Below are 21423 nucleotides of genomic sequence, written 5' to 3' on the forward strand. Positions count from 1 at the left end.
AATCTGGGTGATGATGCCGTGAGCGTACTGCTATTCGGAGTGTCGCACCGCAGTGCGCCGGTTTCCGTCCTGGAGCAGCTCAGCACCGACGAGGCCGACCAGGCCAAGATCGTCGATCAGCTCCTGCAGTCGTCACTGGTCACCGAGGCAATGGTGCTCTCCACCTGCAACCGGGTGGAGATCTACGCCGTCGTCGATGCGTTCCACGGTGGCCTGTCCGTCATCGGCCAGGTGCTCTCCGAATGCTCCGGCATGGGACTGAACGACCTCACCAAATATGCCTATGTGCGCTACGCCGAGGCCGCCGTCGAGCATCTCTTCTCGGTCACCAGCGGGATGGATTCGCTGGTGATCGGTGAACAGCAGGTGCTCGGCCAGGTGCGTCGCGCCTACGCCGCCGCCGAGGCCAACCACAGCGTCGGCCGCACCCTGCACGAACTGGCCCAGCGCGCCCTTTCCGTCGGCAAGCGGGTGCACAGCGAGACCGGCATCGACTCTGCCGGAGCATCGGTGGTGTCGGTGTCGCTGGAGATGGCGGAACGGCGCATCGGCGGCCTTGCCGGTCGCCGGGCCGTGGTGGTCGGTGCGGGCGCGATGGGCGCCCTGGCCGCCAAGCACCTGATCCGGGCCGGTGTCGAACGTGTCGACGTCGTCAACCGATCGCTTCCGCGTGCCCGCAGGCTGTCCCAGAACATCACCGATCTCGGCGTGGCATCGCACCCGTATCTGCTCGACGATGTCGCCGCCGTACTGGCCACCGCCGATGTCGTGGTCAGCAGCACCGGTGCGGTCCGCCCGGTCATGACGCTCGCCGACGTGCACCATGCGCTGGCCGCCCGTGACGACGACGATCGCCCGCTGGTGATGTGCGATCTGGGGATGCCACGCGATATCGACATCGCGGTCAAAGGGCTGCCCGGCGTCCACGTCATCGACATGGAGCGCATCCAGCGCGAACCGCGGGCCCGCGCGGCGTCCTCGGATGCCGAGGCCGCCCGCACCATCGTCGCCAACGAGGTCGCCAACTACCTGGCCGGGCAGCGGATGGCTGAAGTCACCCCGACGGTCACCGCGCTGCGCCAGCGCGCCGCCGATGTCGTCGAGGCCGAGTTGCTGCGCCTCGACAACCGGCTGCCGGGGCTGGATTCCACGCATCGGGACGAGGTCGCCCGCACCGTCCGCAGGGTGGTCGACAAGCTTCTGCACGCGCCGACCGTGCGGGTCAAACAACTTGCCGGGGCGCCCGGCGGGGACAGCTACGCCGAGGCGCTGCGCGAGTTGTTCGAGCTCGATCCGCAGGCCGTGGACGCCGTAGCCGGCGGCGAATTGCCGTTGATCGCATCAGATACCGATACTCAGTGATCCGGATCGGCACCCGGGGCAGCCTGCTGGCGACCACCCAGGCCGGCTTCGTCCGCGACGCGTTGATCGCCAACGGACACGAAGCCGAACTCGTCATCATCTCCACCGAGGGCGACCGCAATCAGGGCCCGATCGCCGATATCGGCATTGGCGTGTTCACCGCGGCGCTGCGCGAGGCGCTGGCCGACGGCGATGTGGACGCCTGCGTGCACTCCTACAAGGATCTGCCGACCGCCCGTGACGAACGGTTCACCATCGCCGCCGTGCCGCCCCGTGAGGACTCCAGGGACGCGCTGGTGGCACGTGAGGGACTGGTGCTCGGCGAGCTCCCGCCGGGCTCGGTGATCGGTACCTCGAGCCCGCGACGGGCCGCGCAGCTTAGAGCACTGGGTCTCGGTTTGGAAATCCGCCCCCTACGAGGCAACCTAGACACCAGGTTGAACAGGGTAAGCAGCGGTGATCTCGACGGCGTCGTCGTCGCCCGAGCGGGCCTCGCCCGCATCGGACGGCTGGACGTTGTCACCGAGGCCCTGGAACCGGTGCAGATGTTGCCGGCACCGGCTCAGGGGGCGCTCGCGGTCGAATGCCGTGCCGCAGATTCCGACCTCGTCGCGATATTGGCGGAGTTGGAAGATGCCGACACGCGTGCCGCGGTAATCGCTGAACGTGTCCTGCTCGCCGAACTGGAGGCGGGTTGCTCCGCACCGGTGGGTGCCATCGCTGAGGTGGTCGAGTCCATCGATGAGGAAGGCCGCGTCTTCGAAGAGCTGTCGCTGCGCGCATGCGTGGCGGCGCTGGACGGATCCGACGTGATCCGTGCGTCCGGTATCGGGACTCCCGAGCGGGCACGAGAGCTGGGGCTCTCGGTGGCCGCGGAGCTGTTCGAACTGGGCGCACGCGACGTGTTGGCAGACGCTGGGAGTGACAGATGACTGGGCACGCAGGTAACCGGGGCCGCAAGATTCGGCCCGGCCGCATCACATTCGTGGGCTCCGGCCCGGGTGATCCGGGCCTGCTGACAACGCGTGCGCGGACCGTGCTCGCCAATGCGGCGACCGTGTTCACCGATCCCGATGTGCCCGAGTCGGTGCTGGCGCTGGTCGGTTCCGAGTTGCCGCCGACGTCGGGTCCCGAGCCCGCCGCCACCGAGACGCCCGACGGTGAGACCGTCGCCGCCGTGGTGCCGGGTGGTCCCGATGTGCGACCGGCCCTCGGCGAGCCCGCCGAGGTGGCCAAGACCCTGGGCGCCGAGGCGCGCAACGGTGTCGACGTCGTCCGGCTGGTCGCCGGTGATCCGTTGTCGGTGGACGCCGTGATCGCCGAGGTCAATGCTCTGGCACGGACGCAGCTGACCTTCGAGATCGTGCCCGGTCTGCCGGATACCACCGCGGTGCCGACCTACGCCGGCCTGCCGCTGGGCTCGTCGCACACGGTCGCCGATGTGCGCGACCCGAACGTCGACTGGGCCGCGTTGGCCGCCGCCCCCGGGCCGCTGATCCTGCACGCGACCGCCGGCCACCTGGCCGATGCGGCCCGCACCCTGGTCGAATACGGCCTCGCCGAGAACACTCCGGCCGTCATCACCGCGCACGGCACCACCTGCCAGCAGCATTCGGTGGAGACCACGCTGGTCGGCCTCGGCGACAAGGCGATCCTCAACGCGGCGGAGCCGTCCGGTGGAACGCCCGGCCCGCTGTCTGGTCCGCTGGTCGTCACGATCGGCAAGACGGTGGCCAACCGCGCGAAGCTGAACTGGTGGGAGAGCCGGGCGCTGTACGGCTGGACCGTGCTGGTGCCGCGCACCAAGGATCAGGCCGGCGAGATGAGCGACCGGCTGGTCACCCACGGCGCACTGCCGGTCGAGGTGCCCACCATCGCCGTCGAGCCGCCGCGTAGCCCGGCCCAGATGGAAAGGGCCGTCAAGGGTTTGGTGGACGGCCGGTTCCAGTGGGTGGTGTTCACCTCGACCAACGCCGTGCGTGCCGTCTGGGAGAAGTTCAACGAATTCGGTCTGGATGCCCGGGCGTTCTCGGGTGTGAAGATCGCCTGCGTCGGTCAGGCCACCGCGGATCGGGTGCGTGCCTTCGGTATCAATCCCGAACTGGTGCCTGCCGGTGAGCAATCCTCGCTGGGCCTGCTCGACGAGTTCCCGCCCTATGACGAGATCTTCGATCCGGTGAATCGGGTGCTGCTGCCGCGTGCGGATATCGCGACCGAGACGCTGGCCGAGGGTCTGCGCGAACGGGGTTGGGAGATCGAGGATGTCACGGCCTACCGCACCGTGCGTGCGGCCCCGCCGCCGGCGCACACCCGCGAGATGATCAAGACCGGCGGGTTCGACGCGGTCTGCTTCACCTCCAGCTCGACGGTCCGCAATCTGGTCGGTATCGCCGGTAAGCCGCACGCGCGCACCATCGTCGCTTGCATCGGTCCCAAGACGGCCGAGACGGCAGTCGAATTCGGTCTGCGTGTCGATGTGCAGCCGGAGACCGCCGCAGTCGGTCCGCTGGTCGAGGCGCTCGCCGAGCACGCCGCGCGGCTGCGCGCCGAGGGCGCACTGCCTCCGCCGCGCAAGAAGAGCCGCCGGCGCTAGATGGGGTACCCGCGGCATCGTCCCCGCAGGCTGCGTTCCACGCCGGCCATGCGCCGGTTGGTCGCGCAGACGACGCTGGAGCCCCGGCACCTGGTGCTGCCGATGTTCATCGCCGACGGGTTGACCGAGCCTCGGCCGATCAGCTCGATGCCGGGAGTCGTTCAGCACACCCGTGATTCGTTGCGTCGTGCGGCTGCCGATGCGGTGGCCGCCGGCGTGGGCGGGTTGATGTTGTTCGGCGTTCCGCAGGCGCAGGACAAGGACGCCTCCGGAAGTGTGGGCCTGGATCCTGATGGCGTGCTCAACGCAGCGTTGCGCGACCTGAGTGCTGATCTCGGCGATGCCACCGTGCTGATGGCCGATACCTGCCTCGACGAGTTCACCGATCACGGTCATTGCGGTGTGCTCGATGCGCACGGCCGCGTCGACAATGACGCGACCAACGACCAGTACGTCAAACTCGCTGTCGCACAGGCGCATTCCGGTGCGCACGTGGTCGGGCCCAGCGGCATGATGGACGGTCAGGTCGCGGCCATTCGGGACGGTCTGGACGAGGCGGGGCACGAGGATGTCGCGATCCTGGCGTATGCGGCGAAGTTCGCCTCGGCTTTCTACGGCCCGTTCCGGGAGGCTGTGGATTCCAGCCTGGCCGGTGATCGGCGCACCTACCAACAGGATCCGGGTAATGCGCGCGAGGCCGTGCACGAGATCACGTTGGACATCGACGAGGGTGCCGACATGGTGATGGTCAAGCCTGCCATGAGCTATCTCGATGTGGTGGCCGCGGCCGCGGAGATCTCGCCGGTGCCCGTCGCTGCCTATCAGATCTCGGGGGAGTACTCGATGATCAGCGCCGCTGCTGCCAACGGCTGGATCGATCTGCGGGCGTCGGCGCTGGAATCGCTGACCAGCATCCGCCGGGCGGGCGCCGATATCGTGCTCACCTACTGGGCGGCCGAGGCTGCCGGCTGGCTGAAGTGACCGAATCTGCTCCTGCCGAGGGCATCCGTCCCGAAGATGTGGATACCGGTGTCTGGTTGTGGGCGGCCGCGCTGATCCTGATGGTGTCCGGCTACCTGATCGATCTGTTCACCGCGCCCGTCGAGGTGGCCTGGTACATCTACGCGGCATCGGTACTGTTCGTCGTCGTGATTGCCGCGGTCGTCGCCGCGTTCACCTGGTTACTGCGCTTCGGCTATCGCTGGCCCCGCACGCTGTTGACCGCCGGTGGGCTGACCGCGGTGGTCTATACGGTGACCAGTCTGTTCACCGTCGAGCGCAGTGCGGCCGTGGCCGCGTTCGGGTACGCGGCCTGCACCATCGTGGGCTCGGTGCTGATTTTGGGCGGGGTAGTGCTGCTGCACCGCAAGGACGCCCACGAATACCTCACCCGCTAGGCTGCCGGGATCATGACCGCACCCTCGTCACCCGCCCGTCCCGGCATCGTCAACATCGCATTCTGGCTGGTTTTGGTGGGCTCGGTGTTGCTGCTGTCGGGCGGTCTTTTGGGCCTGAGCGTCGCGGTCAGTGCCGAGGACGCGGTGTTTGGTAAGGACGTCTCACAGGAGACGGTGCAAAATCTGCGGATCCTGTTGGGTGGGCTCAGCGTGTTGTGGGCCGTCGTCGGGATGGCGCTGAGTTTCCTGGCCGGGCGCGCTCGCAACGGCGACCTGCGGTTCCGCCGGTCGGTGGTGGTGATGGCCGCGGCGGTCGTGCTGATGGTGTTCCTGTTGACGCTGCTGGCGCCGTTCACCATCACGCTGCCCACTCTGTTCGGGGTGGTCCCGGTGGCCATCGGTGCCACCCTGTTCATGCGGCCGGCGGCCACGGACTGGTTTTTGGACATGCAATGACCGATGAGAAGCCGATCGACCAGGGTCTGACCGAGCCGCGGGCCGAGCAGGTGCTCTTCCACGAGCCCGGCGGCACCTGGTGGTGGCTGTTGGCTGGCCCGGTGGCCGGGCTGGCAATGGCGTTGATCCAGGTGTCCGGGGGTGCCGGCTGGCGGCTGGGCGTGCCTGCGGTGTTCTGCATCCTGGTCAGTGGTTTCCTGGCAATCCAGATCAAGGCCGCCCGTATCCACACCTCGGTGGAGCTGACGCCGACGACGTTGCGCCAGGGCACCGAGCGGATACCGATCGCCGATATCGTGCAGATCTATCCGGAGCTCAAGCGTGGCGAGAGCGAGAAGTGGCAGACCTACCGCGCCTTCGGCGAGCTCAGTGGGATTCCCCGCGGCCGAACCGGCATCGGTATCAAGTTGACCGATAAGCGGACAGGGCAGGCGTGGGCGCGTAAGCACCGCACTCTGCGCACGGCCCTGGTCGGGCTGGTCGAGGAGCAGATGTCGTGAGGCGCACCGCGATGATCCAACTGGGTGCTGCGGTAGTGGCCTTGGTCGGTTGCGTGCTGAGCTGGTTGGCTTCGCGTTCGGACGCGGAGTTGCCGCCGGTTCTCGAGGGTGAGCCGACAGTGACCACGGTCATCTACTACCCGCCCTTGATCCTGCTGGCACTGCTGCTCGCCACGGTCGCCGGTGTGCTGACCGTGCTGGCGGTCGTCAGGTTGCGCGCCTCTCGCGTCTAGAAGTCTGGTTGTCCGCGGGCGTTTTCGAGTGCGATGGCGGTGGCGTTGCGGGTGCGTTCGGCGTTGATGCGGTAGTCGCGGTCGTGTTGTCGGGTGCGTTGGCGCCGTGGGACGTCGGGCTCGCGGCCCCACTCACCGATCAGGGTGATATGTCGCGATCTCGGTATCGGGGTGTCGATGGTGTTGTGCGGGAACAGGATCGGTGCGAGCGGCATCGTCGTGTAGGTGTGCCCGTTCGGGGCGGTCCATTCGGTGGTGCCGTCGGGGTGTGCTTTGGGTGTCCAGCCGGTTTTCAAGGTTTTGAGTAGGTGGTGTTCGCGGCAGAGCGGGCGCAGGTTGCCCGGATGGGTGGCTCCGGCCGGCCACGGGGTGACATGGTCCAGGTCGCAGCGCTGGGCGGGCTTCCCGCAACCGGGGAAGCAGCAGGTCATCGCGGTCATGCGGACGAAAGCCGCGAGCGCTGTCGAGGGTCGGTAGCGGGGTTCGGAACCCAACTCGGTGGCGCTGCTCAGGGGCCGGACTTTCGCACCGGTGGCGATGAGTTCGGCGAGCAGGTGGGCGGGGATGATCGCCCCGTCCAGGGTGATCCCGGCGCCCAGGCTCGACTGAGTGCTGGCGGCCGGTGCGGCGGGGCGTGGCTCGGCGCTGCCGCCTTCTCTCGCGGCAGGTTCCTCGGCCAGCGGCTCGGCCATCGGCCGCTCCAGGTCTTCACCGGCCTCGGGCGCCGCAGGTTCGGGACCCGGCTCGGGTGTGGGCCCCGAGGCGGGCTTGGCACCGTGCCCGGTGTCGGGTTCTTGTCCAGTGAGCACGTAAATGGTCACCGCACCCGCGCGCGGGTCTTTCCCCGACCCGGCGCAGTCTTTGTTGCCGCACAGGCACGTGAGCTGGTCGGCTGCGGCCAGGATGGCGGCGAGGGCGTCGGCGCGGCGTTGGGCCACGGTGCGCGGATCACCATCACAGACACCGTGGGCGAGGTCGTTGAGGCGGGCATCGCTGATCGCGGCGTCGGTGGCGCGCATCCGTCCCCAGAACGACACCACACCATCAGGATCATCACTGTCGCCGAAGTCGATATAGCGGTCGTTGGCCGCGGCCTTGGATCGGATGACCGCGATCGGATCGAACCTGTGGACCCAGAAGTCGACCGCCCGGATCAACGCGTTCTCCGACAGCGCGCCGTATTGGTGGGCGCTGCCGGCGATCCCGGCATCGATCAACGCCAATGCGTCGTCGTCGGTGACGAGTTGGGTGCGCCAGGTGATCGCCGCGATCACCTTGGCCGACACCAACCCCTTCGCGAACACCTCAGCGGTGCGGGGCAACCGATCACGCAAGGCCATCGCGATGCGCATCTGCGCACTGGCGGCGCGCGGCCCGAGAGTGCACGCCGCACTGATCTCGGCCTTCGCCAGCGCCCATCCGTCGATCAACTTCAACGCCGAGGACTCGTCCTCGTCAGAACAGTGCCGGACGGTCACCTCTGCGATCGCAGCCAACCGCCGGGCCGCCGCCGCGGCTTCGGCTCGAGTGGCATCGGAGACCTCGCAGATGAGCGCCTCATCACTCAGCTCCGACAGACCCGACCGTTCGAACATACATGCGATTCTACCCGCGCCCACCGCCGGGACAAGGCCGATCGTGACCCCTGTGGATAACTACGTCATGACTGCTCAAGGTGTGGAAAGTGTGGCGATCGGGACCCGCTTCGCGCCCCGAGCGCTCATCGAGAGCGGTTCGCAACCGAGCGGGCCACTATGACCCGCGCCACACCGCATTGGAACAAAGTGCAAAATCTGTAACACTGTTTCGCATGACGGAACTGGCCGAGAACACGCCCGAGGCTCTGGACGACGCGCTGCCCCTGGGGCCCGACTCGTTGGTGTGGAAATACTTCGGGGACAACCGGATGTATCTCATCGGTCCGCGGCCTGCCGTCCTGCAGAACATGCTGGCCGAACTCGGCCAGGGCGTGCTCGATCACTCCACCTTCTTCTCCGATACCGCCGAGCGGCTCAAGCGGACCATCCCGCCGATCTTCAAGACTGTCTACGGTTCCGAGGACGACAATGCCGGAACTCAGGTGCGCGACTTCCACACCAATATCAAGGGATCCATGCCCGGTCCCGACGGCCAGCCGATCGGCCGTTACCACGCGCTGGACCCCGAGACCTACTACTGGGCGCATGCCACCTTCGTCGAGCAGATCTACTACTTCGCCGACACCTTCGTGAAGCGCCTCACCGATGCCGAGCGCGAACAGATCTGGCTGGAATCCAAGACCTGGTACCGCCGCTACGGCGTCAGTGACCGGCCGATGCCCGCGACCTATGCCGAATTCGTGCAGTACTGGGACCGGATGATGAATGAGGTTGCGGTGCCGCACAAGTCGGCCAAGTACGGCGTCGGATACGTCACCAAGGGATTTCCGTGCCCGAAGGGTGTCAACCCCACCGCATGGAAGATCATCGCCAAGGTCTTCGACCCCGTCGCGGCGTTCCTGACCACCGGCGGTCTCCCGCCGCGGGCGCGCGACCTGCTGGGTCTGCCGTGGACCGAACGTCAGGAGCGCAATTACCAGCGGTTCGCCACCTTCTGGCGCTCGCGGCCGGTCAATTGGATCTGGGACCGGTTACCGATGTCGGTGCGCTACAGCAAGTTCGCTCGAGTCGGCTATGCCCGCGGCTGACGCCGGGACGGCGATCCTCGACGCGGCACTGGTCGAGTTGGAGCGCCACGGCTTCCGCAAGGTCGCCCTCGACGATGTCGCGCGACGGGCCGGAGTCAGCCGCACCACCATCTACCGCCGCTTCGCCAACCGCGATGAGCTCGTAGGGGCGGTCATCGAGCGCGAGAATGTGGCACTGTTCGCCGATATCGCCGCGGAGCTGAAAAGCACCAAGCCGCAGGCGAATTACTATGTCGAGGCGTTCACGCTGTCCATCATGCGGTTTCGCCGGCACCGGGTGCTCAACCAGATGATCGTCGACGACCCCGCACTCGCCCAAGAACTGCTGCATCGGCACTACGGGGCGGCGGTGGAACGGATGGCCGCCGCACTGCGGGTCATCTTCCCCGAGGGTTTCGCCGAACGGATCGGCGCGCCCGCGGTCAACGATCTGGCCGACACCATCCTGCGCTATGCGGCGATGGTCCTGTTGCTGCCGAGCGTGCAGCCGCTGCAGACCGCTGACGAGGTGCGCGCCTTCGCCACCAGGCATTTCCTGCCCAGCCTGCCCGCCGCGCTGCGATCAGTACCGGCCTGAGTGTTTCGTAGCTCACATAAGCGGGCAGCCGGGGGTAATGACACAAGCACCGGATCCCGAGAAGACGGATCACCCGGACGCCGACCCGGAAAACAAGGACATCTTCGGCGATTACGACCAACCTCGCCCCACGGCCGTACTGCCCGGCAGTAACGGCACCGTCACCGGAACCGCCGTCAACGACTGGTTGGACGACGACGGAAATCCGATCTACGGCAAGGACGAGGCACCTAAAGTGACGGAGTGACCCTCTCCGAGACTGCGCCCGCGTTCGTGAACATGGCCCACTCGATCGTGTGGGCCTCGGTGGCCACCGTCGATGCCGACGGCAAACCGCGCAGTCGGGTGTTGCATCCGTTGTGGGAGTGGGACGGGACCGACCTGCTGGGCTGGATCGCCACGGTGCCGTCGACGGTGAAGAAACGCCATCTCGCGGCGCATCCCTATGTCTCGGTGAACTATTGGGCACCCAACCAGGACACGTGCAGTGCCGATTGCCTGGTCGAGTGGTATCTCGACGACGACACGCGCACCGCTGTCTGGGACAAGTTCGTTGGCGCCCCAGAACCCCTCGGCTACAACCCGACGATCATCCCCGGTTGGGATTCGCCGACGTCACCGAACTTCGCGGTGCTGCGCCTGGCGCCGTACCGGCTGCGTGTCCAGCCCGGCAGCATGATGACGCGCGGCGAGGGGGCAGTGCTCAGCTGGAGCGCGTGAGCAGCAGCGCCGACTTGACCGGCAGCATCCGCACCAGCCGCTGCCAGGGTCGACGGGTGATGGCGGCGGCTTCCGCCGTGGACACCACTCGAGGGTCACGCACCGCCAGATCTCGCCCACCGATCATCACCGTGCCCGTTCCGGCGGCCTGCAGATTGCGCACCCAATCGGTGTCGACACCGTAGGGGAGCAGGATTGCCACCCCGTCGGTGGTGGGAAACGCGGTCACCGGCGTGCGGTACTGCCGCCCCGACCGCCGACCCACATGATCGACGGCAGACCACAGCGGCAGGTGTCCGGCCAGCGGCCGCACGACCGGGTTGACGAAACGCCGATTGAACTCGGCGCGACGGCGCGCACACTGCATGTCTTGCATCATAGGCCGCGCCGACCTGCGGAAAGTGTCCGTGAACCGTTCGCTGAGCGGGACCCACTACACCCTGTAGTTGACGGGTTTGCCCGGACTGGGAGACTGGAAGGCATGAGCAGCACCGTGTCGTCCGTTTCGGCGTCGGCTGCGTTGTTCGCCGATGCCTCCTCGGTGATCCCCGGCGGGGTGAATTCACCGGTGCGCGCGTTCAGCGCCGTCGGCGGCACGCCCCGCTTCATCACCAGCGCCGGTGGCTACTGGCTGACCGATGCCGATGGCAATCGGTACGTCGACCTGGTGTGTTCGTGGGGCCCGATGATTCTCGGTCATGCCCGCCCCGAGGTCGTCGAGGCCGTACAGCGGGTCGCCGCCGACGGACTGTCCTTCGGCGCGCCCACCCCCGCCGAGACCGAGCTGGCCCGCGAGATCATCGACCGGGTCGCCCCGGTCGAGCGGATCCGCTTCGTCAACTCCGGTACCGAGGCGACGATGAGCGCCATCCGGTTGGCCCGCGGTTTCACCGGCAGGCCCAAGATCGTCAAGTTCTCCGGTTGCTACCACGGTCACAGCGATGCGCTGCTTGCCGACGCCGGGTCCGGGGTGGCCACGCTGGGGTTGCCGTCCTCGCCGGGGGTCACCGGTGCGGCCGCCGCCGACACCATCGTGCTGCCCTATAACGATGTCGCCGCCGTCGAAGAGGTCTTCGCCGCCCACGGCGAACAGATCGCCTGCGTCATCACCGAGGCCAGCCCGGGCAACATGGGCACCGTCGCACCGCTGCCCGGCTACAACGCGGCACTGCGCAGGATCACCGCTGAGCACGAGGCCCTGCTGATCTCCGACGAGGTGATGACCGGCTTCCGGGTCAGCCGCGCGGGTTGGTACGGCCTGGATCCGGTGGACGCCGATCTCTTCACCTTCGGCAAGGTCATGAGCGGCGGGCTGCCTGCGGCCGCGTTCGGTGGCCGCGCCGAGGTCATGGAACGCCTCGCCCCGCTCGGCCCGGTGTACCAGGCGGGCACGCTGTCGGGGAACCCCGTCGCGATGGCCGCCGGATTGGCCACCCTGCGGGCCGCCGACGACACCGTCTACCAGACCCTCGACGCGCATGCCGACCGGTTGCACGCGCTGATCAACACCGCGTTGACCGAAGCTTCGGTGGCACACACCATCTCGCGGGCAGGGAACTTCCTCACGGTGTTCTTCGGTGAGGAACAGCCGACGAACTTCGCCACCGCCAAGGCCACCGAGACCTGGCGCTACCCGGCCTTCTTTCACGCCCTGCTCGACGCCGGCATCTACCCGCCGTGCAGCGCCTTCGAAACCTGGTTCGTATCAACGGCTTTGGACGAGACAGCCTTCGAAAGGATCGCCGAGGCGCTGCCGCATGCCGCCCGTGCCGCCGCCGAGGCCACCCAGTGACCCCAGTCCGAACCACCGTGCACGTGATGCGCCACGGTGAGGTGCACAACCCGGAAAAGGTGCTCTACGGCCGGCTGCCCGGGTACAACCTGTCCGAGCGTGGCAAGCTGCAGGCGCAAGCCGCCGCGGACTGGCTTGCCGCCCACGACATCACCTATGTGGTGGCATCGCCGCTGGAGCGCGCGCAGCAGACCGCGGCTCCGATCGCGGCCTCGCACGGGCTGGACATCGACACCGACGATGACCTGATCGAATCCTGGAACGATTTCGAGGGCAAGCGGGTGGCCCCCGGTGATGGCGCGCTGCGCGACCCACGCAACTGGCCGCGGCTGCGCAATCCCCGCAAGCCGTCCTGGGGTGAACCGTATGACGAAATCGCCCCGCGGATGACCGCGGCGATGCACAGGGCACGCGTCAAAGCCGAAGGCCACGAGGCGGTATGCGTCAGCCACCAGCTGCCGGTGGAGACACTGCGTCGAGCCATGACCGGACGTTCGTTGGCACACCTGCCGTTACCGCACAGTCGGTTGTGCAACCTGTCGTCCATCACCTCGTTCACCTTTGACGACGACCGTCTCATCCGGTGGAGTTACACGGAGCCCTGGGGAATCTAGTGAAGTGGTTGGCCGCGCTCGCGGTGCTGATGGTGGTGCTCACCGGTTGCGCGACCGGTGACGACGCCGTCGCCCAGGGCGGCACCTTCGAATTCGTCGCCCCGGGCGGCAAAACCGACATCTTCTACGATCCGCCCGAATCGAGAGGCACTCCGGGCAAGCTCACCGGACCGGATCTGATGGATCCCGACAAGACGCTCTCGCTGGCGGATTTCGCGGGCAAGGTCGTCGTGATCAACATCTGGGGCCAGTGGTGCGGTCCGTGCCGGTCGGAGATGCCACATCTGCAGCAGGTGTACGAGGCCACCCGGGACCGGGGTGTGCAATTCCTCGGCATCGACGTGCGGGACAACAACCGCACCGCCGCAGTCGATTTCGTCACCGACCGCAATATCACCTTCCCGTCGATCTACGACCCATCGATGCGCACCATGATCGCCTTCGGCGGTAAGTACCCGACCACGGTCATACCCTCGACGCTGGTGTTGGACCGTCAGCATCGGGTCGCCGCGGTGTTCCTGCGCGAGCTGCTGGACACCGATCTGCAGCCGGTCGTCGAGCGGTTGGCTGCAGAGAATTGACCGAGCTGATCACCGGCGGCCCGCTGCTGCTGGCAGTCGGGCTGAGCCTGCTGGCCGGTCTGGTGTCCTTCGCCTCGCCATGTGTGGTGCCCCTGGTGCCCGGTTATCTGTCCTATCTCGCCGCCATATCCGGGGGGCCGGGCCGCTGGCGGGTTGCCGGTGCGGCTGGACTGTTCGTCGCAGGTTTCACGGCGGTGTTCCTGCTCGGCAGCGTCGCGGTGCTCGGAATGACGACGGCGCTGATCACCAATCAGGAACTGCTGCAACGCATCGGCGGTGTCGTCACGATAGCGATGGGTCTGGTGTTCATCGGCTTCGTCCCCGCACTGCAGCGCGATACCCGGTTCGCGCCGCGGCAGCTTTCGACCCTGGGTGGGGCGCCGCTACTGGGCGCGGTATTCGCCCTGGGCTGGACGCCGTGCCTCGGCCCGACCTTGACCGCGGTGATCGCGGTGTCCTCGGCCACCGAGGGATCCGCGGTGGCCCGGGGTATCACGTTGGTGATCGCGTACTGCCTCGGACTCGGACTGCCGTTCGTCCTGTTGGCATTCGGGTCGGCGCGGGCGGTGCGCGGGCTCGGCTGGTTGCGCGAGCACACCCGCGGCATCCAGATCTTCGGTGGTGTGCTCATGATCGGCGTCGGGGTAGCGCTGGTCACCGGATTGTGGGGTGATTTCGTCGCCTGGGTGCGCGACGCATTCGTCAGCGATGTGAGGTTGCCGATATGAGAGTCCTCCAGCCCATCTGGGCGCTGTTCCGAAATACCTGGCGCACGCTGACCTCGATGGGCACGGCGCTGGTGCTGCTGTTCCTGTTGGCCCTGGGCGCCATCCCCGGCGCGCTGCTACCCCAGCGCAGCCTCAACGCAGGCAAGGTCGACGAGTATCTGGCCGATCACCCGACACTCGGGCCGTGGCTGGACCGGGTGCAGGCCTTCGACGTCTTCTCCAGCTTCTGGTTCACCTCGATCTACGTCCTGCTGTTCGTCTCTCTGGTGGGTTGTCTCACCCCGCGGATGCTCGAACACGTGCGCAGTCTGCGCGCGGTGCCGGTGCCCGCCCCGCGCAACCTGAGCCGGTTGCCCAAACACCACGAAGCCGATATCGAAGCGGACGCAAGCCAATTGGCCGCGCAGATCGACGAGCGGTTGAAGGGCTGGCGGCGCACCACCCGGACGACCGAGGGCGGCGTGACCGAAGTATCGGCCGAGAAGGGGTATCTGCGCGAGTTCGGAAACATCGTCTTCCACTTCTCGCTGCTCGGTCTGCTGGTCGCCATCGCCGCGGGCAAGCTGTTCGGCTACGAGGGCAATGTCATCGTCATCGCCAACGGCGGACCCGGGTTCTGCTCGGCGTCGCCCGCGGCATTCGACTCGTTCCGGGCGGGCAACACCGTCGACGGCACCTCGCTGTACCCGATCTGCGTCAAGGTCAACGACTTCGATGCCGATTACCTGCCAAGCGGGCAGGCGGTCAGCTTCGCCGCCAATATCGAATACCAGGCCGGCGAAGACCTGCAGAACGACGTGTGGAACGACTATCGACTCGAGGTCAACCATCCGCTGCGCATCGCCGGGGACCGCATCTACCTGCAGGGCCACGGGTACGCACCGACCTTCACCGTCACCTTCCCGGACGGCCAGACCCGCACCAACACCGTGCAGTTCCGGCCCGACGATCCGCTGACGCTGTTGTCCTCCGGTGTGGTCCGCGTCGACCCGCCGGCGGGCACCTATCCCGACCCCGACGAACGTCGTAAACACCAGATCGCCATCCAGGGCCTTTTCGCGCCGACGGAGTTCCTGCACGGCACTCTGCTGTCGTCGAGCTTCCCGGCGCTGAACAAGCCCGCGGTGGCCGTCGACATCTACCGCGGTGACGCCGGGCTGGACACCGGGAGACCCCAGTCCATCTTCGATCTGGACCCCCGCCTGATCGGCCAGGGGCGTCTGAACAAGGAAGCCAGGGTCAACCTCACCGTCGGCCAGGAAACCCGATTGAGCGACGGGACCACCGTCCGATTCGACGGCGCGGTGCCGTTCATCAACCTGCAGGTGTCCCACGACCCCGCCCAGGTGTGGGTGCTGGTGTTCGCGCTGACCATGATGGGCGGGCTGCTGGTGTCGCTGGTGGTGCGGCGGCGCCGCGTCTGGGTTCGAATTACCCCCACATCGGCGGGTACCGTGAGCGTCGAGCTGGGTGGACTTGCCCGCACCGACAACTCCGGATGGGGCGACGAGTTCGAGAAGCTGACCGACCGGCTGCTCGCAGTAAAGGAATGAACACGTGAACAGCACCGACATCGACCTGGGCCTGGCCCGCTATTCGGACTGGGCGTTCACCTCGTCGGTGGTGGTGCTGACGCTCGCACTGTTGCTGCTGGCCGTCGAACTCGCCTACTCCCGCAGCCGCAAGGTCGAGGCGCGGGAACTGGTGGGTGCCGCCGGTGGGCCCGCCATCACAGTCGACGCAACCAGCGACACACCGGGCCGCGTCGTGGAGGCGCCGGTCCGTTCGGCCGATGAGCGCATCGGCCGTGCCGGGGTGGCGCTCAGCTATGCGGGCATCGTCCTGCTGGCGACCTGCATCGTGCTGCGCGGCCTGTCCACGGCGCGCGTGCCGTGGGGCAACATGTACGAGTTCATCAACCTGACCTGCTTCTCCGGCCTGGTCGCCGCCGCGGTGGTGCTGCGCAAGCCGCAGTACCGGGTGTTGTGGGTCTTCGTGCTGGCGCCCACCCTGATCCTGCTGACGGTGTCGGGGAAGTGGCTCTACACCCATGCCGCGCCGGTGATGCCCGCACTGCAGTCCTATTGGCTTCCCATCCACGTTTCGGTGGTGAGCCTGGGATCCGGGGTGTTCCTGGTGGCCGGCGTCGCGAGCCTGCTGTTCCTGCTCAAGATGTCACCGCTGGCCGAGAAGAACAACGGACTCGGCCGCATCATCGAGAAGCTGCCCGATGCCCAACTGCTCGACCGCATCGCCTACCGCACCACCATCTTCGCCTTCCCGGTCTTCGGGTTCGGCGTCATCTTCGGCGCCATCTGGGCCGAGGAGGCGTGGGGCAGGTACTGGGGTTGGGACCCCAAGGAGACGGTGTCGTTCATCGCCTGGGTCGTCTATGCCGCGTATCTGCACGCTCGGTCGACCGCGGGCTGGCGGGACAAAAAGGCGGCGTGGATCAACGTCGTCGGCTTCGTGGCGATGGTGTTCAACCTGTTCTTCATCAATCTGGTGACCGTGGGTCTGCACTCGTATGCGGGGGTGGGCTGACCGGTGTCGTTCGGCGGCGAACAGCAACACGTGAGCTTCCGTGATCAGCAGCGCTTTGTCGATCCGGCGCAGGAGGTGCCGCCGGAGTGGACGGCGCCGACCCCGCCGCGCGGCTTCCCCGCGCTGACGCAGGAGCTGCCCCCGCAGACCAGCCCGGTGCCGTTGCCCGCCCCGTATCTGGACCTGTCCACCGTCGCGTTGCTCGGCAGGCCCGAACAGGCGCCGACCCGCGGCTGGCGGCGCTGGGTGTATCTCGCGTCGTTCAAGCTCATCAACCCCGGTGAGAGCCCCAAGGTGACCGATCAGCTGGCGCTACGCGAGCAGGCCGCCCGTCCGCTGCGCGGCTGCTACCGCATCGCGGTGCTGTCGCAGAAGGGCGGTGTCGGCAAGACCACCGTCACGGCCACGCTGGGCGCCACCTTCGCCTCGACCCGCGGTGACCGGGTGATCGCGGTGGATGCCAATCCCGATCGCGGCACGCTCAGCCAGAAGGTGCCCCTGGAAACCCCGGCGACCGTGCGCCACCTGCTGCGCGACGCGGAGGGGATCGCCAGCTACAGCGATGTCCGGCGCTATACCTCGCAGGGTGCCAGCCGGCTGGAAGTGCTTGCCTCAGAATCGGATCCGGCCGTCTCCGAGGCCTTCAGTCAGGAGGATTACACCCGGACCGTCGATCTGCTGGAGCGGTATTACAGCCTGGTGCTCACCGACTGCGGCACCGGCATGTTGCATTCGGCGATGGCCGCGGTGTTGTCGAAGGCCGATGTGTTGATCGTGGTCAGTTCCGGGTCGGTGGACGGTGCACGGTCGGCGTCGGCAACGCTGGACTGGCTGGACGCGCATGGTCATCAAGATCTGGTGCGCGGTGCCATCGCCGTGGTCAACGGGGTGCGCCCGCGCTCGGGCAAGGTGGACCTGGAGAAGGTCGTCGATCATTTCGCCCGGCGGTGCCGAGCGGTGCAGCAGGTGCCCTTCGACCCGCATCTGGAGGAGGGCGCGGAGATCACGCTGGAGAGGCTGAAGCCGCAGACGCGTGAGGCGCTCTTACGGCTGGCAGCGGTGGTCGCCTCCGGGTTCCCCGGGCCTGCCTAGCTGCGTGGGTTGTCGCCGGGGTTGATCCGACGCAGAAAATCGGGATCGTCATCGGGCCCGATCACGCGGGGGCGCGGGCGGTTTGCCGACGCGCGCAACAGGCGCCATGTCACAAGGGCTAGCCCGGTCACTACCAGGACCAGGAGTAAGTACTGCAACGAAAACCTCCTTACTCCGAATATACGCGCCCGCTCGGTAGGCTCGGGCCGTGTCTGATTCTCGGCCGGGTACCCGGATGCTGCGTGACGTCGGAGCCTATCTTCTGGCGCGGTTGGCCTTGGCGGCCGTGCTGACCGCGGTGATCCTGGGCGCGGGACATCTGGTCGGGCTGCGCGAGTTCCCCATCGTCGTGGCGGTGCTGTTCGCGATCGTGCTGGCGTTGCCCTTGGGTATCTGGGTGTTCGCACCCTTGCGCCGCCGGGCCACGCTGAGCATCGCCGAATTCGACGAGCAACGGCGCCGCGACAAGGAGACGCTGCAGGCCCGGTTGCGCGGTGAGGACATCTGACTTGACTGTGCCGTAGCGGCCGGGTGTTGCATGGCCGTCGTGACGACGACCCTGCGCGACTCCGATTACGCGCGTGCCGAACAGATGCTGGCCCCGTACCGGGCGCGGCGGGTGCCCGGCAGCAAGCTCGTGCCGCAGTGGCTGCCTTCGGGAGCGCGCTTCTGGTATCAGGTGGGCCACCGCTATGTCCTGGTCGACCCGAGTCGGCGAGCCCGTACCGAGGCCTTCGATCACGCCTTGCTGGCGGCGGCGCTGTCGGTGGCCGCAGGCAAGCCCGCCACGGCCGCCGACCTGCCCCTCTCTGCGGTGGAGATCGGCGCCGACGACGCGGTGGTGTTCGGTGCCTTCGGCACGCGCTGGCGGTGGACCGACGAACAGCTGACCCCATCCGCCACGCCGGCACCTGTGCCCGGCGAGGTGCCGTCACCGGATGGCAGTTGGGTCGCGTTCCGCCGCGACGGCAACATCTGGGTTCGGGACGCCGACGGTGACGAGTTCGCGTTGACCGTGGATGCCGAACCGGATTTCGACTATGGCGGGTTGCCGGGGACGACCGGGCTGGGCTCGTTGTTCCGATTGCTCGGTCTGCCCACCCCGGCGGTGCTGCAATGGTCGCCGGACTCGACACGAATTCTGGTGCAGCGCATCGATCAACGTGAGGTTCCCGAGCTCGTGCTGGTCGAATCGAGCCCGCCCGATGGTGGTCGGCCGGTCGAGCATCGCACCAGGTACAGCATGCCCGGTGAGCAGACCGTGGCGATGATGACGTGGAACATTCTCGACGTGCGCGACCGCACGATCGTTTCCCAGCAGGATGTTCCGAGGGTCATCATGCACAACACCGCACTGGTGTACGCCTGGTGGAGCGGTGAGAACGACGTCCACTACCTGCACCACTCCCGCGACGCCCGCACCCTGGAACTGCGCCGTCTGGACCCGACCACCGGCGCCGTCACCACCAAGATCAGCGAAACGGGCTCGACCCGGGTGGATCCGACCGTCCTGCTGGGCGATCCGCACATGGTGCACATCCTCGGCACCGGCGAGGTGCTGTGGTGGTCGCAGCGTGACGGCTGGGGTCACCTGTACCTGTATTCGGCGGACGGTGCCGAATGCTCGCAGATCACGAAGGGGCAGTGGCTCGTTCGGTCGACGCTCTGGGTTGACGAGAACACCAGACAGGTGTGGTTCGTGGCGGGCGGGCTGGTCGACGATGATCCATACGTTCGGCAGATCTGTCGAATCGACCTGGACGGCACCGGGTTCACCCGGTTGACCGACGACACCCTCGATCACGATGCGGTGGCCCCGCCAGAGGGTGGTTACCTCGTGGACCGGGCGTCGGGACCGAGCCGGCCGCCGCGGTCGGTGGTCCTCGACGGCGACGGCTGCGAAGTGGTCGTCCTGGAGGAACCCGGCACCGAGGCGCTGGAAGCGCTCGGGTGGCGCCCGCCGGAGCGGTTCCGCGCCATCGCCGCGGACGGTCAGACGCCGATCTACGGGTTGCTCTGGCGACCGCACGAGTTCGACCCGCAGCGGCGGTACCCGATCGTCGAACACACCTACCCGGGACCGCAGAACTACCGCGCCGAACCGGTTTTCGATGTCATGCACCACGGTGAACCGGAGGCCTACGCCGCCCTCGGGTTCGCCGTGGTGGCCATCGACGGCAGGGGAACTGCGGGCCGCAGCAAGGCCTTCCATGACCACTCCTACGGCGATCTCGGCAATGCCGGCGCCCTCGATGACCATGTGGCCGCCATCCGGCAGCTCGGACATCGGTATCCCTGGCTGGACACCACCCGCGTCGGCATCACCGGCCAGTCCGCGGGTGCCTTCGCTGCCGCGCGGGCGCTGCTGATGTACCCCGACTTCTATCGGGTGGCCGTGGCGACCTCGGGCAATCACGACAACGGCGTCAACCTGGCGATGTGGGCCGAGCACTATCACGGTGACGTCAGTGCCGAAGGCAAGCGCGCGATCTCCAATGCGAGCCTGGCCGAGAATCTGCGGGGCAAGCTGCTGCTGATCCACGGCGAATTGGACGACAACGCTCATCCGTATATGACGATGCGACTGGCCGACGCATTGATCAAGGCGGACAAGGATTTAGACCTGATCACCATTCCGGGCGCCGAGCACGCGCTGATCGGCAGGCAGCACTATTTCCTGCGGCGCACCTGGGACTACTTCGTACGGCACCTGCACGGCAGCGAGCCGCCCAGCTATCGGCTGGCGCCGCTACCGCCGCCCACGCTCGGCCTCTAGGTCCCGCACGATCTGATCGGCGCGGCGCAGCACGTCGAGCTGGGCGGGGTTGTACAGGTCGGTCATCGCATCCGCGATGGTCCTCTCGGCATAGCGCGCACCCCGCGGCGCGTCGGCGCGGGCCTCCCGCAACGCGGGATGGTCCTGGCGGACCTGCCGGATATGGGGCGCCAATCGTTGCGCGAGGTCGGCGCGGGTGGCCTCGTCGGCATCGGCGGGCAGCGAGTCCAATTCGGTGGCGGCCGGATCCTCGCGGGTGTCACCGATCAGGTCGGCATAGGCCTGGCGGCCGCGCGGACCGAGCACCCGGCTCAGCACGACCACCAGCTTGCGGTCGGCATCGGTCATCGTGGCGGCGGCGGTCGGCGCGGCGAACTCGGTGGGCAGGTCGGTCGGCGCGGCGTGCGTCAGGATCTCGGCCAGCTCGTCGCGAGCCCGCTGCAGACGCGCGATGGTAGCCGCCAAATCGTCGTCGAGCTCGCGTAAAGCCTGTTCGGGATGCTCGTCGGTATCGCCGAGCGCCGCGATCTGGGGCAGCGAAAAACCGAGGTCCACCAGTCGCTTGATCCGTACCAGGCGCACCAGGTGGGCAACGCCGTACTGCTTGTAGCCGTTGGTCCGGCGCTGCGGTTCGGGTAGCAGGCCAACCTGGTGGTAATGCCGCACCGCCCGCAGGCTGGTGCCGGCAAGGTCGGCGATTTCCCGGGTGCTCCACGCCACGGCTCCATCTTGGCCCATCCCGGTCGACTTGACTGTGCCGTTACGTCCGAGT

25 protein-coding genes are annotated in these 21423 nt (G+C 67.4%); 21 read left to right on the plus strand and 4 right to left on the minus strand.

What is annotated here, in order from left to right; translation table 11 throughout:
- The first annotated feature begins 18 nt into the window (after positions 1-18).
- Genes PGN27_RS18235 through PGN27_RS18270 form a run of 8 tightly spaced genes read left to right on the plus strand, consistent with a single transcriptional unit; the run spans position 19 to position 6541 of the window.
- On the plus strand, positions 19-1362 hold the full coding sequence (locus PGN27_RS18235) for a glutamyl-tRNA reductase (RefSeq protein WP_335327382.1): 1344 nt from the start codon (positions 19-21) through the stop codon (positions 1360-1362).
- On the plus strand, positions 1359-2294 hold the full coding sequence (gene hemC, locus PGN27_RS18240) for a hydroxymethylbilane synthase (RefSeq protein WP_335327383.1): 936 nt from the start codon (positions 1359-1361) through the stop codon (positions 2292-2294). Before PGN27_RS18235 ends, hemC begins: the two co-directional genes overlap by 4 nt.
- Positions 2291-3955 (plus strand): bifunctional uroporphyrinogen-III C-methyltransferase/uroporphyrinogen-III synthase, encoded by a 1665-nt coding sequence (locus PGN27_RS18245; protein WP_335327384.1) that lies wholly within the window; start codon positions 2291-2293, stop codon positions 3953-3955. The genes hemC and PGN27_RS18245 overlap by 4 nt, the downstream gene beginning before the upstream one ends.
- Positions 3956-4936, plus strand: a complete 981-nt coding sequence (gene hemB, locus PGN27_RS18250) for a porphobilinogen synthase (RefSeq protein ID WP_335327385.1) — start codon at positions 3956-3958, stop codon at positions 4934-4936.
- Entirely contained in the window at positions 4933-5352 is a 420-nt protein-coding gene (locus PGN27_RS18255; protein WP_335327386.1) for a hypothetical protein, read from the plus strand. The genes hemB and PGN27_RS18255 overlap by 4 nt, the downstream gene beginning before the upstream one ends.
- 12 nt (positions 5353-5364) lie before the next feature.
- Positions 5365-5808 (plus strand): hypothetical protein, encoded by a 444-nt coding sequence (locus PGN27_RS18260; RefSeq protein ID WP_335327387.1) that lies wholly within the window; start codon positions 5365-5367, stop codon positions 5806-5808.
- Positions 5805-6308 (plus strand): transport-regulating membrane protein Mce1N, encoded by a 504-nt coding sequence (locus PGN27_RS18265; RefSeq protein ID WP_335327388.1) that lies wholly within the window; start codon positions 5805-5807, stop codon positions 6306-6308. Before PGN27_RS18260 ends, PGN27_RS18265 begins: the two co-directional genes overlap by 4 nt.
- Positions 6305-6541, plus strand: a complete 237-nt coding sequence (locus tag PGN27_RS18270) for a hypothetical protein (protein WP_335327389.1) — start codon at positions 6305-6307, stop codon at positions 6539-6541. The genes PGN27_RS18265 and PGN27_RS18270 overlap by 4 nt, the downstream gene beginning before the upstream one ends.
- Here PGN27_RS18270 and PGN27_RS18275 read toward each other — a convergent pair.
- Positions 6538-8136 (minus strand): HNH endonuclease signature motif containing protein, encoded by a 1599-nt coding sequence (locus PGN27_RS18275; RefSeq protein ID WP_335327390.1) that lies wholly within the window; start codon positions 8134-8136, stop codon positions 6538-6540. The genes PGN27_RS18270 and PGN27_RS18275 overlap by 4 nt on opposite strands.
- Before the next feature lie 215 nt (positions 8137-8351).
- Between PGN27_RS18275 and PGN27_RS18280 the strand changes: the two genes are divergently transcribed.
- From PGN27_RS18280 to PGN27_RS18295, 4 genes are read left to right on the plus strand one after another with little or no spacing between them, the layout of a single operon-like run.
- Positions 8352-9227, plus strand: coding sequence for an oxygenase MpaB family protein (locus tag PGN27_RS18280; RefSeq protein ID WP_335327391.1), 876 nt, complete (start codon positions 8352-8354; stop codon positions 9225-9227).
- The gene (locus PGN27_RS18285) at positions 9214-9804 is read left to right on the plus strand and encodes a TetR/AcrR family transcriptional regulator (RefSeq protein ID WP_335327392.1); all 591 of its coding nucleotides are present in this window, start codon (positions 9214-9216) and stop codon (positions 9802-9804) included. Before PGN27_RS18280 ends, PGN27_RS18285 begins: the two co-directional genes overlap by 14 nt.
- Before the next feature lie 37 nt (positions 9805-9841).
- On the plus strand, positions 9842-10051 hold the full coding sequence (locus PGN27_RS18290) for a hypothetical protein (RefSeq protein ID WP_335327393.1): 210 nt from the start codon (positions 9842-9844) through the stop codon (positions 10049-10051).
- A gap of 32 nt (positions 10052-10083) precedes the next feature.
- The gene (locus PGN27_RS18295) at positions 10084-10524 is read left to right on the plus strand and encodes a pyridoxamine 5'-phosphate oxidase family protein (protein WP_335328768.1); all 441 of its coding nucleotides are present in this window, start codon (positions 10084-10086) and stop codon (positions 10522-10524) included.
- Here PGN27_RS18295 and PGN27_RS18300 read toward each other — a convergent pair.
- Entirely contained in the window at positions 10508-10891 is a 384-nt protein-coding gene (locus PGN27_RS18300; protein ID WP_335327394.1) for a nitroreductase family deazaflavin-dependent oxidoreductase, read from the minus strand. The two genes, PGN27_RS18295 and PGN27_RS18300, sit on opposite strands and share 17 nt — an antisense overlap.
- Positions 10892-11017: 126 nt before the next feature.
- Between PGN27_RS18300 and hemL the strand changes: the two genes are divergently transcribed.
- The 7 genes from hemL to PGN27_RS18335 are packed head-to-tail and all read left to right on the plus strand — an operon-like array spanning position 11018 to position 17875.
- Positions 11018-12316 carry a glutamate-1-semialdehyde 2,1-aminomutase gene (gene hemL, locus PGN27_RS18305; RefSeq protein ID WP_335328769.1) on the plus strand — a complete coding sequence of 433 codons (1299 nt, stop codon included), beginning with the start codon at positions 11018-11020 and terminating at the stop codon, positions 12314-12316.
- Between the two features lie 26 nt (positions 12317-12342).
- The gene (locus PGN27_RS18310; protein WP_335328770.1) at positions 12343-12930 is read left to right on the plus strand and encodes a histidine phosphatase family protein; all 588 of its coding nucleotides are present in this window, start codon (positions 12343-12345) and stop codon (positions 12928-12930) included.
- Positions 12930-13511, plus strand: coding sequence for a TlpA disulfide reductase family protein (locus tag PGN27_RS18315; protein WP_418888613.1), 582 nt, complete (start codon positions 12930-12932; stop codon positions 13509-13511). The genes PGN27_RS18310 and PGN27_RS18315 overlap by 1 nt, the downstream gene beginning before the upstream one ends.
- On the plus strand, positions 13508-14239 hold the full coding sequence (locus tag PGN27_RS18320; protein WP_335327395.1) for a cytochrome c biogenesis CcdA family protein: 732 nt from the start codon (positions 13508-13510) through the stop codon (positions 14237-14239). The genes PGN27_RS18315 and PGN27_RS18320 overlap by 4 nt, the downstream gene beginning before the upstream one ends.
- The gene (gene resB / locus PGN27_RS18325) at positions 14236-15792 is read left to right on the plus strand and encodes a cytochrome c biogenesis protein ResB (RefSeq protein WP_335327396.1); all 1557 of its coding nucleotides are present in this window, start codon (positions 14236-14238) and stop codon (positions 15790-15792) included. The genes PGN27_RS18320 and resB overlap by 4 nt, the downstream gene beginning before the upstream one ends.
- 4 nt (positions 15793-15796) lie before the next feature.
- Complete coding sequence (gene ccsB / locus PGN27_RS18330; RefSeq protein ID WP_335327397.1) at positions 15797-16783, plus strand: c-type cytochrome biogenesis protein CcsB; 987 nt, start codon at positions 15797-15799, stop codon at positions 16781-16783.
- Positions 16784-16813: 30 nt separating this feature from the next.
- Positions 16814-17875: a MinD/ParA family ATP-binding protein gene (locus PGN27_RS18335; RefSeq protein ID WP_335327398.1), complete on the plus strand. Its 1062-nt coding sequence runs from the start codon at positions 16814-16816 to the stop codon at positions 17873-17875.
- On the opposite strand, the gene PGN27_RS18340 is transcribed toward PGN27_RS18335, so the two are convergent.
- A complete protein-coding gene (locus PGN27_RS18340; protein ID WP_090558896.1) occupies positions 17872-18033 on the minus strand; it encodes a hypothetical protein in 162 nt (53 codons plus the stop codon). The two genes, PGN27_RS18335 and PGN27_RS18340, sit on opposite strands and share 4 nt — an antisense overlap.
- Before the next feature lie 77 nt (positions 18034-18110).
- Here PGN27_RS18340 and PGN27_RS18345 point away from each other — a divergent pair, with 77 nt between their 5' ends.
- Together PGN27_RS18345 and PGN27_RS18350 are read left to right on the plus strand one after the other, a co-directional pair.
- Positions 18111-18383, plus strand: coding sequence for a DUF4229 domain-containing protein (locus PGN27_RS18345; protein ID WP_335328772.1), 273 nt, complete (start codon positions 18111-18113; stop codon positions 18381-18383).
- A gap of 39 nt (positions 18384-18422) precedes the next feature.
- On the plus strand, positions 18423-20651 hold the full coding sequence (locus tag PGN27_RS18350) for a S9 family peptidase (RefSeq protein WP_335327399.1): 2229 nt from the start codon (positions 18423-18425) through the stop codon (positions 20649-20651).
- Here PGN27_RS18350 and PGN27_RS18355 read toward each other — a convergent pair.
- Positions 20625-21389 carry a MerR family transcriptional regulator gene (locus tag PGN27_RS18355; protein WP_335327400.1) on the minus strand — a complete coding sequence of 255 codons (765 nt, stop codon included), beginning with the start codon at positions 21387-21389 and terminating at the stop codon, positions 20625-20627. The two genes, PGN27_RS18350 and PGN27_RS18355, sit on opposite strands and share 27 nt — an antisense overlap.
- Positions 21390-21423 lie beyond the last annotated feature (34 nt).

This window comes from Mycolicibacterium neoaurum, assembly GCF_036946495.1.
GTDB classification, from domain to species: Bacteria; Actinomycetota; Actinomycetes; order Mycobacteriales; family Mycobacteriaceae; genus Mycobacterium; species Mycobacterium neoaurum_B.

Coding starts and splice junctions, on each gene's coding strand:
- PGN27_RS18290 (WP_335327393.1), top strand. CDS start 9,842: ATGACACAAGCACCGGATCCCGAGAAGACGGATCACCCGGACGCCGAC.
- PGN27_RS18280 (WP_335327391.1), top strand. CDS start 8,352: ATGACGGAACTGGCCGAGAACACGCCCGAGGCTCTGGACGACGCGCTG.
- PGN27_RS18275 (WP_335327390.1), bottom strand. CDS start 8,136: ATGTTCGAACGGTCGGGTCTGTCGGAGCTGAGTGATGAGGCGCTCATC.
- PGN27_RS18260 (WP_335327387.1), top strand. CDS start 5,365: ATGACCGCACCCTCGTCACCCGCCCGTCCCGGCATCGTCAACATCGCA.
- resB (WP_335327396.1), top strand. CDS start 14,236: ATGAGAGTCCTCCAGCCCATCTGGGCGCTGTTCCGAAATACCTGGCGC.
- PGN27_RS18295 (WP_335328768.1), top strand. CDS start 10,084: ATGGCCCACTCGATCGTGTGGGCCTCGGTGGCCACCGTCGATGCCGAC.
- PGN27_RS18245 (WP_335327384.1), top strand. CDS start 2,291: ATGACTGGGCACGCAGGTAACCGGGGCCGCAAGATTCGGCCCGGCCGC.
- PGN27_RS18355 (WP_335327400.1), bottom strand. CDS start 21,389: ATGGGCCAAGATGGAGCCGTGGCGTGGAGCACCCGGGAAATCGCCGAC.
- PGN27_RS18285 (WP_335327392.1), top strand. CDS start 9,214: ATGCCCGCGGCTGACGCCGGGACGGCGATCCTCGACGCGGCACTGGTC.
- PGN27_RS18310 (WP_335328770.1), top strand. CDS start 12,343: ATGCGCCACGGTGAGGTGCACAACCCGGAAAAGGTGCTCTACGGCCGG.
- PGN27_RS18345 (WP_335328772.1), top strand. CDS start 18,111: ATGCTGCGTGACGTCGGAGCCTATCTTCTGGCGCGGTTGGCCTTGGCG.
- PGN27_RS18300 (WP_335327394.1), bottom strand. CDS start 10,891: ATGCAGTGTGCGCGCCGTCGCGCCGAGTTCAATCGGCGTTTCGTCAAC.
- hemB (WP_335327385.1), top strand. CDS start 3,956: ATGGGGTACCCGCGGCATCGTCCCCGCAGGCTGCGTTCCACGCCGGCC.
- PGN27_RS18265 (WP_335327388.1), top strand. CDS start 5,805: ATGACCGATGAGAAGCCGATCGACCAGGGTCTGACCGAGCCGCGGGCC.